This is a genomic window from Curtobacterium sp. VKM Ac-2861 (assembly GCF_013204965.1).
Classification (GTDB): domain Bacteria; phylum Actinomycetota; class Actinomycetes; order Actinomycetales; family Microbacteriaceae; genus Curtobacterium.
Window position 1 is genome coordinate 16,234 of the sequence record NZ_JABMLA010000001.1, and the last position, 14,541, is coordinate 30,774.

General features: G+C 66.8%; 11 protein-coding genes. 3 read left to right on the plus strand and 8 right to left on the minus strand.

What is annotated here, in order from left to right:
* Window positions 1-197: 197 nt before the first annotated feature.
* The 5 genes from HQQ88_RS00055 to HQQ88_RS19255 all read right to left on the minus strand — a co-directional run bounded on the left by HQQ88_RS00055 (window position 198) and on the right by HQQ88_RS19255 (window position 5,433).
* Window positions 198-1,850 carry a DHA2 family efflux MFS transporter permease subunit gene (locus HQQ88_RS00055; protein WP_173168298.1) on the minus strand — a complete coding sequence of 551 codons (1,653 nt, stop codon included), beginning with the start codon at window positions 1,848-1,850 and terminating at the stop codon, window positions 198-200.
* A gap of 76 nt (window positions 1,851-1,926) precedes the next feature.
* Window positions 1,927-2,559, minus strand: a complete 633-nt coding sequence (locus HQQ88_RS00060; protein ID WP_173168299.1) for a response regulator transcription factor — start codon at window positions 2,557-2,559, stop codon at window positions 1,927-1,929.
* Entirely contained in the window at window positions 2,556-3,758 is a 1,203-nt protein-coding gene (locus HQQ88_RS00065; RefSeq protein WP_173168300.1) for a sensor histidine kinase, read from the minus strand. Before HQQ88_RS00065 ends, HQQ88_RS00060 begins: the two co-directional genes overlap by 4 nt.
* 29 nt (window positions 3,759-3,787) lie before the next feature.
* On the minus strand, window positions 3,788-4,597 hold the full coding sequence (locus HQQ88_RS00070; protein WP_173168301.1) for an ABC transporter permease: 810 nt from the start codon (window positions 4,595-4,597) through the stop codon (window positions 3,788-3,790).
* On the minus strand, window positions 4,594-5,433 hold the full coding sequence (locus HQQ88_RS19255) for an ABC transporter ATP-binding protein (RefSeq protein WP_173168302.1): 840 nt from the start codon (window positions 5,431-5,433) through the stop codon (window positions 4,594-4,596). The genes HQQ88_RS00070 and HQQ88_RS19255 overlap by 4 nt, the downstream gene beginning before the upstream one ends.
* A gap of 290 nt (window positions 5,434-5,723) precedes the next feature.
* On the opposite strand from HQQ88_RS19255, the gene HQQ88_RS00080 reads away from it, so the two are divergent.
* Window positions 5,724-6,659: an NADP-dependent oxidoreductase gene (locus tag HQQ88_RS00080; RefSeq protein ID WP_173168303.1), complete on the plus strand. Its 936-nt coding sequence runs from the start codon at window positions 5,724-5,726 to the stop codon at window positions 6,657-6,659.
* Between the two features lie 206 nt (window positions 6,660-6,865).
* Here HQQ88_RS00080 and HQQ88_RS00085 read toward each other — a convergent pair whose 3' ends face one another.
* The 3 genes from HQQ88_RS00085 to HQQ88_RS00095 are packed head-to-tail and all read right to left on the minus strand — an operon-like array spanning window position 6,866 to window position 12,866.
* Window positions 6,866-10,246 (minus strand): DEAD/DEAH box helicase family protein, encoded by a 3,381-nt coding sequence (locus tag HQQ88_RS00085; protein WP_173168304.1) that lies wholly within the window; start codon window positions 10,244-10,246, stop codon window positions 6,866-6,868.
* Window positions 10,243-11,409 carry a restriction endonuclease subunit S gene (locus tag HQQ88_RS00090; protein ID WP_254066811.1) on the minus strand — a complete coding sequence of 389 codons (1,167 nt, stop codon included), beginning with the start codon at window positions 11,407-11,409 and terminating at the stop codon, window positions 10,243-10,245. Before HQQ88_RS00090 ends, HQQ88_RS00085 begins: the two co-directional genes overlap by 4 nt.
* Window positions 11,406-12,866, minus strand: a complete 1,461-nt coding sequence (locus tag HQQ88_RS00095; protein ID WP_173168306.1) for a class I SAM-dependent DNA methyltransferase — start codon at window positions 12,864-12,866, stop codon at window positions 11,406-11,408. The genes HQQ88_RS00090 and HQQ88_RS00095 overlap by 4 nt, the downstream gene beginning before the upstream one ends.
* Before the next feature lie 128 nt (window positions 12,867-12,994).
* On the opposite strand from HQQ88_RS00095, the gene HQQ88_RS00100 reads away from it, so the two are divergent.
* Both HQQ88_RS00100 and HQQ88_RS00105 read left to right on the plus strand, forming a co-directional pair.
* The gene (locus HQQ88_RS00100; protein WP_216833870.1) at window positions 12,995-13,732 is read left to right on the plus strand and encodes a hypothetical protein; all 738 of its coding nucleotides are present in this window, start codon (window positions 12,995-12,997) and stop codon (window positions 13,730-13,732) included.
* 115 nt (window positions 13,733-13,847) lie between these two features.
* Window positions 13,848-14,528, plus strand: coding sequence for a hypothetical protein (locus HQQ88_RS00105; protein ID WP_173168307.1), 681 nt, complete (start codon window positions 13,848-13,850; stop codon window positions 14,526-14,528).
* The last annotated feature ends 13 nt before the right edge of the window (window positions 14,529-14,541 follow it).

Sequence of the window (14,541 nt, forward strand, 5' to 3'; positions counted from 1 at the left end):
GCGCGTCGCGATGGCAGGGCGCGCGTCGGAGCGGACGGGAGGCACGGTGCAGGCAGGCGCCGTGCCTCCCGTCCCGTCGGTGGTCGCGTCCACGGCACGGGGGACGCGGGTTCGCGTCCGGCCGGTGACGTTTCTGGTTCAGGATCCTCGGGGATCGTGAACCAGAACCGTCAGCAGCGGTGCAGGGAGGCCCCCGGTCAGGCGCGGGTCTCGTGGTCGGCGTCGGCGTCGGTTTCGGCGTCGGCGTCGGCTTCTGAGTCGTCGTCGGGGCGGCGCGGGGCGCGGAGCCGCAGGGTCGCACCGAGGCCGATGACCAGGAAGCCGGCGGCCGAGAACGCGGCGGCGCGGGTGCCGTCGGAGAACGCCTCGGCGGCGTCGGCGCGGGTCTGCCCCTCGAGGCCGGCGATCGCTCCGCCCGAGGACTGCACCACGGTGTCGGCGATCTGCTCGGACTGGGCGGTCGAGACGCCGGCGTCCTGCAGGCGGTGCTCCAGGATGCTGCCCGTCGAGGTGAACAGCACCGTCCCGAGGACTGCGATGCCGAGCGCCGAACCGATCTGGCGCGCGGTGCTCTGGGCACCCGAGGCCTCGCCGCTGCGCTCCACGGGGACGTCCTGCAGCACGACGCCGGTGAGCTGGGCCGTCGCGAGTCCGACGCCGAAGCCGTAGACGAACAGGCACGGGACGATCGCCCACCACGGGGTCGACGAGGTCACGACGAACCCGATCGCGGCGACCCCGACGATCTCGGCGCCGATGCCCATCCGCACGATCGGCAGCGCCCCGATCCGCTGTCCGACCGTGGCCGCGAACCCGCTCGCGACGAACGACCCGATCGCCAGGGCCAGCAGCACGAAGCCGGTCTGCAGCGCCGAGTAGCCGAGGACGTTCTGCAGCCAGAGGGGCAGCGACAGGATGATGCCGAACTCGCCGAGCGACACGATGAGCGCCGCGATCGAGCCGTTCCGGAACGAGCCGATGCCGAACAGGTCGAGGGCGATGAGCGTCGACCGGCCCGTACGCTGCCGGCGCCGGGAGCGGACGACGAAGGCCACCCCGGCAGCGATCGCGATCACGAACGCGACGGGGATCGGCGAGACCGGGCCGTCCCACGACCACGAGCCGATCGTGAACGGTGTCGACGACGGAGTCCACCAGCCGTAGGTGCGGCCCTCGATCAGCCCGAAGACCAGCGCAGCGCTCGCGATCACGGACAGCAGGGCGCCGACGAGGTCGATGCGGCCGGTGTGCTCGGCGTCGCGCGACTCCCGCACGGCGACCGCGAGGCCGACCAGGATGACCGCCACGATCGGGACGTTGATGCCGAAGGCCCACCGCCACGAGAAGTCTGTCGTCAGCCAGCCGCCGAGCAGCGGACCGACCGCCACCATCCCGCCGATCGTGGAGCCCCACACCGCGAAGGCGATGCCGCGCTCCCGGCCGGTGAACGTCGCGTTGAGGATCGACAGCGTGGTGGGCAGGACCATCGCGCCACCGACACCCTGCAGCACGCGGGACGCCACGAGCAGTTCGCCCGTCGGGGACAGCGCCGCCAGGACCGACGCCACCGCGAACAGGATCACGCCGATGGTCAGCAGTCGTCGGCGACCGAAGCGGTCGGCGACGGCACCGAAGACGAGCAGCAGCGCGGCGAAGACCAGCGTGTAGCTCTCCTGCACCCACTGCACGAGCGTCGAACCGATGTCGAGGTCGGCGACGATGCTCGGGATCGCCACGTTCACGATCGTGGAGTCGACGATGATGAGCGCGACCGCCAGGCTGATCACGACCAGACCGATCCACCGACGGCGATCCGGGGTGGTGGTGGGAGCTGCGGCTGCGGCGCTCATGTGCGTGTCCTCTCAAATGATCAGCATGCTGACTACCTGACGGTACACCCGCTCCCGATGACCGGCGCACCGGGGCTCAGGGGAGCAGGCGGAGTTCCATCGCGCGGGTCACGGCACGGGTGCGGTCGTTCACGCCGAGCTTCTCGAACACGTGGCCGAGGTGCGTCTTCACCGTTGTCTCGCTGAGGAACAGGGCGCGGCCGATCGCCGGGTTCGAGTTGCCCTGGGCGACGAGCCGCAGGACCTCGAGTTCGCGCGGGGTCAGCGAGGGGCCGGCAGACACGGCCGACGAACCCGTTGCTCGTCGGACCAGCGCAGCGGCAGCCGAGGGGGCCAGCGCCGTCTCTCCGCGCGCGGTCGCTCGAACCCCAGCGAGGATCTCGGACTCCGGGGCCGCCTTGAGCAGGTAGCCGGTGGCCCCGGCCTCGATCGCCGCGAGGATCTGGTCGTCGGACTCGTACGTCGTCAGGATCAGGACGCGGACGCCCGGCTCGGCCGCGAGGATCTCCGCCGTCGCCGCATCACCGTCGAGTTCCGGCATCCGGAGGTCCATCAGCACGACGTCGGGGCGCTCCGCCAGCACGACGGACACCGCGGCACGGCCATCGCTGGCCTGGCCCACCACGTCGATGTCGTCGGCGTCCTGGAGCAGCGCGACGATGCCCGAGCGGACGATCGGGTGGTCGTCGGCGACCACGACGCGGATCACCGGGTCACCTCCGCCACGGGGTGGCGAACGGCGGACGGGAGGCCCGGTTCGGCTCCGGTGGGCAGGGTCGCCTCGACGACGGTGCCCCGGCCCAGGGCGCTCGTGATCGTGCAGGTGCCGCCAGCGAGGGCGAGGCGCTCCCGCAGCCCGCGCAGGCCGTGCCCGGCCGTGGGCTGCTCGGGGTCGAACCCGGCGCCGTCGTCGGTGACCCGCAGCACGGTGTGCCCTTCGTCGGGGAACAGACGGACCTGCACGGAGGTGGAGCCGGCGTGCGCGCGGACGTTGGAGAGGGCCTCTTGCGCGACGCGGAGCAGGACCACCTGCGCGTCGCGATCCAGTGCGCAGTCGGACGCGTCGACCGTGACCAGCGTCCCCGTTTCGCGGGTGTGCCGTTCGGCGAGGCGGTGGAGGGCGCCGGCGAGGCTGTCGCGGGTCATGCCGGCGGCTCCGGCTGCGACGAGGGTGCGGGATTCCTCGAGGGCGGCGCGGGCGGACTCCTCGAGGACGGTGAGTCGTTCTTCCAGCGCGTCGGAGCGGTCGTTCGCCAGGTCGCCGCGGGCCCGTTCGGTGAGCATGACGATCCCGGCGAGGTTCTGCGCGACGGTGTCGTGGATCTCTCGGGCCAGACGCTCCCGTTCGCTCGCGACGCCCGCCGTGCGGTTCGCGTCGGCGAGGGACTGCTGGGTGGCGCGGAGTTCCTCGACGAGCTGGCGGCGCTCCTCGGACAGGCCGGCGACGCTCGAGATCCACACGCCCATCGCACAGGCGCCGATCACGCTGATGCCCTCGATGAGCAGGGTGCTGACCAGCGCGTCCGGGCCGCTCGACAGTTGCAGGCCGATGCCGCTCGCGAGCCCGACGGCGATGGACAGCAGGACCGCGGTGCGGACGCGCTCCGTCTGCACCCACACGAGCGGGAACACGATGCACTGCACGAACGCGGTGCTCGGGACGACGGCTGGCAGCACCAGGGCGGCGACGATGACGAGCGGCAGGAACGCGGCGGCGGCTCGGGGGCTGTCGTAGCCGCGGTGCCCGTACGCGATGTACGCCAAGACGAGGCCCACCACCGCCAGGTAAGCCGGCCAGCGGGTCGACCACGGGGACCAGCCCAGCGCGGTGATCACGGCGGTGAGGAGCATCGTGCCCGCGAAGAAGACGTGCAACCACCGGTTGCGTACCCACGTCTCGCCGCTCATCACGACAGCATCCCACCTGCCCGGCGCCATCAGGAGTCCTTGCGGTTCCAGCGGAAGGTGAGGGCGCAGGCCATCGTGCCCCCGACCAGCCACGCGACCAACACGAGCGTTCCGAGGGCGAGGTGCCACGCGCCTCCCGGCTCGGCGGACGCGAACGCGTCGGGCAGGAAGACGGACCGCATGCCGGACGCCATCCAGCGCAGGGGGAAGACGGACGCGACGTTCTGCAGCCAGTCGGGCAGCTGCGTGAAGGGCAGGTAGACGCCCGAGATGAACTGCAGCACCAGGACGATGGGGACGATCGTCGCCGTGGCGCGGCGGCCCTCGCGGGGGAGCGCCGAGATCGCGATGCCGAGGACGCAGCTGGTGGCGATGCCGAGGACCATCACGCCCGCGAAGACGCCCCAGTTGCTCGCGTCGGTCGGCAGGTCGACGCCGAACACCAGGCTCGCGATCCCGAGCAGCAGCGCCGTCTGCACGATGGTCGTGACGAGGACCATGCCGATCTTGCCGACGAAGTAGCTCAGGACCGGCAGTGGCGTGCCGCCGAGGCGCTTCAGCGTGCCGTCGCTGCGCTCGGTCGCGATGTCGACGCCGAGGGACTGGGTGCCGGAGAGCAGGATGCCCGTCGCGACGAGGCCGGGCAGGTAGTAGGTGGCGTAGTCGACGCTGATCGGTCGGCCGTTGCCGGCGACGGCGCGGATCGGGTCGGCGTCCGCGAAGGCCACCGAGAACAGCGCCAGCATGATGATGGGGAAGAGGAACGTGAAGAAGACGGCGTCGGGTGCGCGGAAGTAGGAGCGGATCTCGTACGAGATGCGGCTGGTCGCGGTGTTCACTTCTGGCCCACCATTCCGAGGTAGACGTCCTCGAGGGACGGGCGGATGACTTCGAGGTCGTGCATGGCCGTGGTGCTGCTGCGGACGAGTGCGGTCGGGTCGGTCGTGCGTTCGTCGTGGTGTTCGCCGGCATCGTCGCGCCAGCGGACTCGTGGTGTGCGGGCTTCGGCTCCGCCGATCTCGTCGATCGGGGCGATGTCGAGCAGCTTCCCGTCGGCGATCACCGCTGCCCGGTCGGCGAGCTGTGCAGCCTCGTCGAGGTAGTGCGTGGTGAGCAGGATCGTCGTGCTCTCGGACTGCACCTGGCGCAGGAGGTCCCAGAACTGGCGGCGGGCCTCGGGATCGAAGCCCGTGGTCGGTTCGTCGAGGAACAGCACCTCGGGGCGGCCGATGATGCCGAGGGCGACGTCGACGCGGCGGCGCTGGCCGCCACTCAAGCGAGCGATGCGGGTGTTGCGCTGCTGCTCGAGGCCGGTCGCTGCGAGGAGTTCCTCGGTGGTGCGGTGCTTCGGGTACAGCGTCGCGAAGTGGTTCAGCTGCTCGGCGACGGTGACGTTCGGGGACTCGGCGCTGGTCTGCAGGACGATGCCGATGCGTGCGTTGTGGCTGCGGCTCGTCCGTGCGGGGTCGTGACCGAGGACGCGGACCTCGCCGGCGGTGCGGGACCGGTAGCCCTCGAGGATCTCGACCGTCGTGGACTTGCCGGCGCCGTTCGGGCCGAGGAGGGCGAAGGTCTCGCCGGGCTGGATGGTGAAGCTCACGTCGTCGACGGCGACCTTGCCGGTGGCGTACTGCTTGCTGAGGTGCTGGACCTCGATGGCGGGGGACTCGGGCATGGGTCCAGCCTGGCCGGTGGGGCGCCGCGGGGGATCGGTGGGGGCGGTGGTGCTGCATCCTCCGATCGGGGGATGGCGTGGTTTCCCTGTCGGGTGCTCGCACACGGGGAGGGCATGTTTCTGTTTTCTCCCGGATCGCGTATTGCGATATCGCGCTTCCTGCATGGTGCGCTGGGCGGTGGACGCCACCGTCTTCGGTCTGGAGGCCCGTGGCGGGCTGGCACTGTGCCTCCCGTCCGATGGTGGGTCGCGTCAGGTTGCGTCAAGCAACGTCCGCGTAGACCGGGAGGATGCAGGTCGTCGGAGTCGAACAGTTCGGAGGGCCCGAGGCCCTCGCCGTCCACGAGGTGCAGGAGCCGCACGCCGGTGCGGGATCCGTGCGGATCCGGGTGCAGGCGTTCGCCGTGAACCCGACCGACACGGGGGTGCGTGCCGGGCAGCGGGACAGCTCGCAGGCCTCGCCGCCGTACGTGCCGGGGATGGACGCCGCCGGGGTCATCGACGAGGTCGGGCCCGACGTCACCGGGTGGGCGGTCGGCGACGAGGTCATGGCGATCGCGCTGCCGCTCAGCGCCCACGGTGGGGCGTACGTGCAGGAGCTCGTGGCGCCGGTGGGGTCGTTCACGCGGATCCCTCGGGGGACGTCGATCGAAGCTGCGTCCACGGTGCCCATGAACGGGCTGACGGCGTTGCAAATCCTGTCGCACGCTTCGCTCGCGCCGGGGCAGACGCTCGCCGTCACCGGGGCCGCTGGGCTGCTCGGGAACTACGTGGTGCAGCTGGCGAAGGCCGCCGGGCTGACCGTGATCGCGGATGCTGCTCCGGCGGACGAAGCACTCGTCCGGTCGCTCGGGCCGGACCACGTGGTGCCGCGAGGAGCTTCCTTCGCCTCCGCTGTCCGTGACCTCGTGCCGGACGGGGTCGATGCGCTCGCCGATGCTGCCGTGCAGCGCGACGAGGTCGTCGACGCCGTTCGTGACGGGGGAGTCTTCTTCGACGTGCGGGGGTGGCAGGGCAAGGGGGCTCGGGGGATCGAGTTCGTGCAGATCATGGTGTTCTCGGAGTACCGGTCGTTCGACAAGCTCGAGCAGCTGCGGCACGCGGTGGAGAGTGGGACGTTGACGCCGCGGGTCGCTGAGGTGCTGCCGGCGGCGCGGGCTGTGGAGGCGCATGAGCGGTTGGAGGCCGGCGGGACGCGGGGGCGGTTCGTGTTGACGTGGGGATAGACCCAGCGCACGAGAGGAAGCCCGCGAGCCGAGCTGTCGATCAAGGTTGCCACAGTCGATCCAAGCCACGGCTCAACACCGTGAGATCCAGGTTCGAATCCATATTGAGCGTTATCGGCAAAGTGCCCTCGTGGCGAGAAATTGCCGATTTCGACTTGCCTACCGGGCACTCGATCGTGCCGCGACCGCGCGTCAGCGCGCCTCTCTCAGGCCACGGTTCGGGGTTGGGCATGTTTGTGCACATCGCGAAGGATCTGCACGATAGCTGCAACGTCGTCGTCATCGAAAAGGTAGTCGACGCCGCTTGGGGCCCGGTCTGTGTACGGCGATTCGTACAGGCGTCCAGCGTCCATCAGACCGTTGGCGGTGAGTTCGTCGACGATGAGATGGACGAATCGGATCTGGTCGACGGAAAAGCGTGAGCCGTCGAGGAAGCGTGCGAACGACTCGAGAGCCGCATCTCGGTCGAGGCCGACGAGCGACCGGATGAACGATCCAAGCCCATGCGCCTGCTCGGCCGCCAACTGAATGTCGGCCTGTGACCCTGCCCCGCTCGCCAGCAGCATCTGCTCGAGGGCTTCCAGGTCGTCTGCCGTGAGCTGACGGTTGCGGCGGAGTCGCTGCAGCGCGAGGTGGTCCTCATGCTGTCGCAGATACGCGGTCGCCTTCGCGCGGAACCGTTCAAGGTCCGTCCCCGGCGTTGTGTGCTGCAGCACGATTTCAGTGGCGTCGCCGAGTTCGTCGATGAAGTCGGTGTACACACGAGGGCGGGTGACGTTCGGTACGAACCGTGCCAGCGCGCGAATGCGAACGCGCGCGACTTCAAGCATGCCCAGGGGCACGTCGATCCACCAGTCGTCGCTGGCGACCTCCTCAAGGAGCACGACCTGTTCCGCGACGGACGGGATCGCGGTCTTCGCCAGCAGCGCCGTCGCGATGGCCTGCACCGTTTGACGGACCCGTTCTGCTGCGGTGAGGTCGCCGTCAAGTTGCGCGAGCTGTCGGCGCAGAATCAGTAGGTCGAAGCGCTTCGCGTCGGTGTCATCGTCCACCACGCTCGATGGAAGACCTGCGAGGTGCTCAAGCGCATCCGATGCATCTTGAGGTGTGAGTGCGTCCCACGCTGCCTGGTCGGCGTATTGCTCGACCCAGCGTCGCTGGGGCCGGACGAGGAAGTTGTCGAGGTTCATACCTGCGACGACCTCGTGCAGGGTGCCTGCGGCAGAGGCGCGAAGGTCAGCATCGATCTGCGTTCGGTCGAGGGCGGTGATCAGACCGAGCCGGGCTTCAAACAGCCGTTGGGTGAGTGACTTCTGCGTCGAGCCCTCGGAGCCAGGAAGGTCTTGGCTGAAGAATTCAAGGTTGCCGCAGAAGTCGAAGACGAGGAAGTCCTGTTTCGACCGCCCTTCTCCGAACAGGTCGGGGCTGAGGCGGGTGCCGCGGCCGATCATCTGCCAGAACTTCGACTTCGACCGAACGGTCTTGAAGAACACAAGGTTGACGACTTCGGGGACGTCGATGCCGGTGTCGAGCATGTCGACGGAGATCGCGATGTGCGGCGCGTGGTCGGCGATGGAGAACTCATCGATGAGGTTCTGCGCGTACGGGGTGCCGTGGGTGATGACGCGCGCGAAGTGTCCTGCGTGTTCGGGGTACTGCTCGTCGAAACGGCGCTGAATGAACTCGGCGTGGTCCTTGTTCTTCGCAAACACGATCGTTTTGCCGAGGCGGTCACCGCCGGCGACTTTGTACCCATCCGTCATCAAGGTCGCCAGCACCTTGTCGACGGTGTCCTCGTTGAACAGGAACCGGTTCAATTCCTCGGCGTCGATGGCGGTGGGGGTGCCGCCCTCGCCCCAGTCGAGAGCGTCCCAGTCGTCCTTCTCGGCCTCGCTGAGGTCGTCGTAGCGGATGCCCTGACGCAGGAAACGGGTGCCGACCGACACGCCGTACGGTGGGACGAGGAACCCCTCGGCGACGGCTTCGTCCAAGCCGTATGCGTCGGTGGGCACGCCGTCCTCGAGGTGGAATCGTCGGTAGGTGTTGTGGTCGACTTCGTCCTTCGGCGTGGCAGTCAGGCCGACGAGCATCGCGTCGAACCAGTCGAAGATCGCCCCGTACTTTTGGTAGATCGACCGGTGCGCTTCGTCGACCACGATGAGGTCGAAGTATCCCGGCCCGAACTGGCGCGTCGGCCCGTCGCCGCCGTCGTCGGTCTGGTTGATGAGGTTCATCATCGTTGGGTAGGTCGAGACATAGACGCGTCCTTCGGCGGAGCGTTCGGTGACCAGGTTCACTGTGGTGACGCTCGGCAGATGCGTCTTGAACGCGTTCGCTGCCTGCTTCACGAGCGCGGTGCGGTCGGCGAGGAACAGGATGCGTTTCGCCCAGTTCGCCTTCATCAACTGATCGGCCAACGCGATGACGGTGCGGGTCTTTCCCGAGCCGGTCGCCATCACCAGGAGTGCTTGCCGTTGCCGTCGATCGAACGTGTCCCCGACAGCCCTGATGGCCCGTACCTGGTAGTGCCGACCGGCGACGTCTGTGCTGACGGGGGCGTCGGACAGCGGCTGTCGGGAGGTGCGACGCTGGATCATGAGGTCTAGTTCGCTGCGGGTGAAGAACCCCGCGACTTGCCGCGGCGGGTACCCGGCCGCATCGTCCCAAAGCCAGTGCTCGTATCCGTTGGTGTAGAACACGACCGGTCGACGTCCGAACATCGCCTCGAGACAGTCGGCGTACAGCTTCGCCTGCTGCTGCCCGATGAGGGGGCTCTTCGTCGTGCGCTTGGCCTCGACGACGGCGAGCGGCAGCCCGTCCGCTCCCCACAGCACGTAGTCGACGAAGCCGACGCCAGCGGCGTTCGGCATGCCGGTGACCTCGAACTCGCGATCACGCCGATCGGCGAGCGGCCAGCCGGCTTCGGCAAGAAGCACGTCGATGAACAGGTCGCGTGTCTGGGCTTCGGAGTAGTCGTGGTCATCGGAGATGTGGTTCGCAGCTTGCGCCGCAGCTACCTGCGCGCGCAACTGCCCGATCTCAGCAGCTTGCGCCGCCGCGACCTCGTCACGGTCCGCGAGTGCTTTGGCGTGGGCTTCGTCCTGCGCGGCGAACTTCGCCGCGAGCCGCTGCACGTCCTCCCGTGTGAGTGGGGCAGCACTGGCTGCGAGCTTGGGATCGAATGTCGCACCGGTGGGCACGCCCTCGGGATGCGCCGAATGCCGGAACATCGCCCACACCAGCACGTGATGCAGCTCGCGTAGCGCGGCCAACGCGATATCAGGACGCACCGGCTGCTGCGCGTGCACCGCCTGATTGCCAAGCTTCCGTATCAAGTTCAGCTTCTGCCTGATCCCGACCCCCGCGACGCGCGCGAAACCAACGTCATTGATGCGCGCCGCGAGGTCGTCTTGATACGGGACCGGCAGGGCGAGGACATCGTAGAGGTGGCCGACGAGCTGCTCCACCGCCCGACGGCTATAAAAGCACGCGGAGCGCGGGTCACCTGAGAGGTACGACTCTGCCCGGGACGCATCTTCGAACACATCCGGCCATGCGTGCCGCACGAAATTGAAGTTGAAGCTCACAGTTCGCCTCGGAACGCGCGAGACACGAGTGACTCGAACAACTCGTCCATCGAGCGTAGCGCCGTATATTGCGCCACTTTCGAAAGTGCGTCAAGGCGCGCAACATACTGGCGTTGGCGCTCCATGGAGGGAATCCAAACCTGCAGGTCACGTAATTGAGTCATATTGATAGACGCGATGCCGGTTGTTTGCTTTGCAGAGCGTAAGAAATACGCCCTGGCGACGTTTGACGAGATGTATGCGCTCAAGTATTTGCGGAGAACCACAGACTCGTTCGCGAGCCGCACACGGAAGATGTGGTTCTGGTGTAACGCGAGAGGGAGTTCGTCATTCCATAGAGCACCACGTCCGAGTTTGTCCGGGTCGCCGCCTTCTGTTAGCAACAAATCGCCTTTAAGGACACGAAAGCGCCGCATCTCAGCATCAGTCACATCAATGCTCTTCACCGAAGCGAGCTCCAGCCGGCCGTCCTGAACGTTGGCAACCGCCAAGTAGGGCACCGAGCCCGCAATGGGAGCTTTCGCGACACGCCCCTTCGTGATCCCTGACGACACCTCCGCCAAGTCTCCGAGACGTATAGACTTCCCATCTTCTCTGCTCGCAACGAGCTCGTCCAATAGAGCCTTTCGTACCGATTCAAGGTGGTCGAGAATTCGGCGGCGCTTCGCGCGCAGAGTTTCGGCCTGGTCGAGGATCGCGGCGATCCGCTGCTGCTCGTCGAGCGGCGGGAGCGGAACTTCAAGCATCCGCATGAAATCCGCCGGAACGCGGCGCTGACCTCCACTTCCGGTCATGCGTAACTCGCCTGATCGACGAATTTCTCGGCGACGGAGGAAATGGAGAAGGTATGCATCGTCCACGTCGGGTCCCGGGCGCACAATATGAAATTCGGTTGAACCGACCCCGATTTCTTCATCGAGAATGGCACGGCCGATCTTCCCATTTTCAAAGCAGGGCGTGATCTTCGCCACGAGCAGATCCCTATTCCGGAAAACCGTGTACCCCTTGGAAACGGCGGAGAATTTCCGCGAGTCGAGCGGAGTTGCTTCTGCCGTCACCTGATCAAGCTGAGCCATCCCGACGAACGAAACGCTCTGTTCTGGACGAACTCGATCTCCTCTCGGATTCACTGTGGCAACGTCAGACAAACGTACGATTCTCATGCGAGCATTGCCTTCAAGGTCGCGAGCTCGTCAGCCAATTCTGCCTCGAGTACCTCGATGTCGGCAATGATGTCGAGAGGCGGTCGGTGCTCGACCTCGTCTTGGACGATTTCCTTATAGCGGTTCAGAGAGAGGTCGTAGCCCTGCGCGGCGATGTCCGCCTTCGGCACCGTGAAGGACTGGTCGGTTCGGCTCCGGGCTCGCTCGCTCGTGCCGCGGTTCGCCCAGCGGGCCAAGACGTCTGGGAGATCGCTTGCCTCGATCGGGTTCCGTTTGTCGTCGAGGGAGAAGCCGTCGGCATGCACGTCGTAGAACCAGACGTCTTCGGTGCCGCCGGAGTTCGTTCTGGTGAAGAACAGGATTGCTGTCGATACTCCTGCGTAGGGGCGGAAGACGCCGGAGGGTAGCTTGACGACCGCGTCGAGCTTCTGGTCTTCCACGAGCATGCGCCGCAGTGTCTTGTGCGCGCTTGACGAGCCGAACAGCACCCCGTCGGGCACGATGACGGCCGCGCGGCCGCCGGGCTTCAGCAGCTTCAGGAAGAGGGCAAGAAAGAGAAGCTCGGTCTTCTTGGTCTTCACGACGCGCTGCAGGTCCTTCGACGTCGACTCGTAGTCGAGAGAGCCGGCAAAGGGCGGGTTGGCAAGGATCAGCGTGTATCGCTCGGCATCGTCGCTGGCGCCTTCGGAGAGAGAGTCGCGGTAGCGGATGTCGGGTGCTTCGATGCCGTGCAGGAGCATGTTCATGCTGCCGATGCGGAGCATGGTCGAATCGAAGTCGAACCCGTGGAACATGCTCGTGTGGAAGTGCGAGCGCTGTGCAGCGTTGGTCAGAACGGCCGGGTGCTCGCGTCGCACGTACTCCGACGCAGCCACGAGAAACCCTGCGGTACCGGCTGCGGGATCACAGATCTCGTCTGCTGGTTGCGGGGCCATCATGGCGACCATGAGGTCGATGATGTGGCGGGGCGTACGGAACTGACCATTCACTCCAGCGGAGGCGATCTTCGACAGCAGGTACTCGTACAGATCGCCGTTGGTGTCGCGCTCGGCCATGGGGATCTCGTCGAGCATGTCGACGACCCGCGATAGCAACGCGGGCGTCGGGATGGTGAACCGGGCGTCGCGCATGTGCTCGCCGTACGTAGACCCATCACCGCCAAGAGCACGGAGGAACGGGAAGACCCCTTCTCCGACGATCCGCCACATGGTCTCAGGCTCATCGTTCTTGAACCGGCTCCACCGCAACTGCTCCTGGCCGGGCCCGTAGATCTGTCGGTCGATGCTGCCGCCGGTGACGCGCGCCTTCTTTTCCGCGAGTGTCTGGAGGTCGTCGAGCCGGCGGACGAACAGCAGGTACGTGATCTGCTCGATCACCTCCAGCGGGTTCGAGATGCCTCCGGACCAGAACGCGTCCCAGACTCGGTCGATCTTGCTCTTGAGTTCCCCGGCTATCACTGTCTCACGATATCGGCTGCCCGCGCCGTCGCCACTTCCCAGTTTCGTGGCACGTTGCTGCTGGGCGAGTGGACGGTCGGGTTGGTGTCCCCTCGCGACACGAGTAAGGCTCGCTCTAGTCTGTGCAGGTGACCAGCATGCCGCTTGGAGAAGACGACTTGACGCCAGAGCACCGACGCAATCTCATCACCGCGGCGCTGGACAAAGCGCTCAGCGTGCAGGGCGCCGTGGTCGCAGGGAATATTGCCCGTGCCCGGCAACGCAACCCGGAAGCGACTCCGCAGCAAGTCGTGCACACGCTTGAGAGCATGTATCGCACCGCCCTGGCTGGAACCGGCGCCGCCGTCGGCGCCGTCGCGGCCGCCCCCGGAGTCGGTACTGCCGCGGGACTGGCTCTCGCGGGCGGGGAGGTTCTATCTTCACTGGAACTGAGCGCGCTGTTTGCGCTCTCCGTCGCGGAAGTGCATGGCGTCCGTGTCGACGAGCTTGAGCGCCGTCGCACGCTAGTTCTAGGCGTTGTCCTCGGCGGCGGCGCTTCGCAGACGATCGAGAAGGTCGCGGGGCGGACCGGACCGCACTGGGCGAAAGCCATCGTCAACGCCATCCCCGTGTCGCAACTCAAGCAGATCAATAAGGTCCTCGGCCAGAACTTTGTGACGAAATGGGGCACGAAGCAGGGCATCATCGTGCTCGGCAACGTTGTCCCGTTCGGAATTGGCGCAGTCATCGGTGGCGGTGCGAACCTGGGCATGGCCGAGTTGACGGTCCGCGCAGCTCGACGCGCTTTCGGGCCGGCACCCACCGCCTGGCCGGGCTCGTACGACACGTCGTCCGATTCCGGGGTCGATCCCATGGGCGAAGAGTGACCTGGGCGTCGAGACTCCGCCGGGACCCGTGAATTGGACGCCTGCAGAAGAGGCTTGGGCGTCTGAAGCGGCACCGTCAAGCAACCCCGACAACGACCTTCGACATGGAGCCTTGATGCAGATCGCGGAACGATTCAAACTCACCCAGGCGTGGTGGGTGTCCAGCGAGCTCGCTCGCCGGCACAGCCACTTCAAAATCGCCGAAACGTGGCCAATGGATGGCTTCTACCATGGTCTTGAAACCTTTGACCCGCGTTCGGGCAGCTCGGTGTTCATGAACTTCAACGGCAGCATTCACCTGACGCGCGGAGACCACCGAGCCGTCGATGGCATCGGCTGGCAGGCAATCTTCGAGGCTGAGGATCCCCACGAGGTGGTGAAGCTCATTGAAACCGCGGTGGGATGGACGACGGCCTCTGCCGACCCCACTACACCTCGATCTCTGACCTATCGAATCATCGCCGCCGTCTTGGGCCGCACGATCAACGACCGAATCAGACTCACTGTTGGCACGCACTCGTATGGCGCGTCGTACTTCACCCCTGAGGCGATGCCGGCGTGGGTCAGCGAGTTCGAGGGCCTCGAGTCGGCTGTCCGGGCATGCCCGGACGAAGCTGGCCTGCCGTTACGACACTTCTGGATGATCCGTCGGGGCGATCAGCCGTCAGCGGTGCTCGCTGACAACGCCACCCTGTACGCAGCCGACGATAGCCCGACCTCGCTGATGCCCTTGTACCGGAGAGCCCGGTCACTCGAGGACCCGGTCAACATTATTCTGGGTGCGACTGCCTCCTAGCCCGGAAAGCATG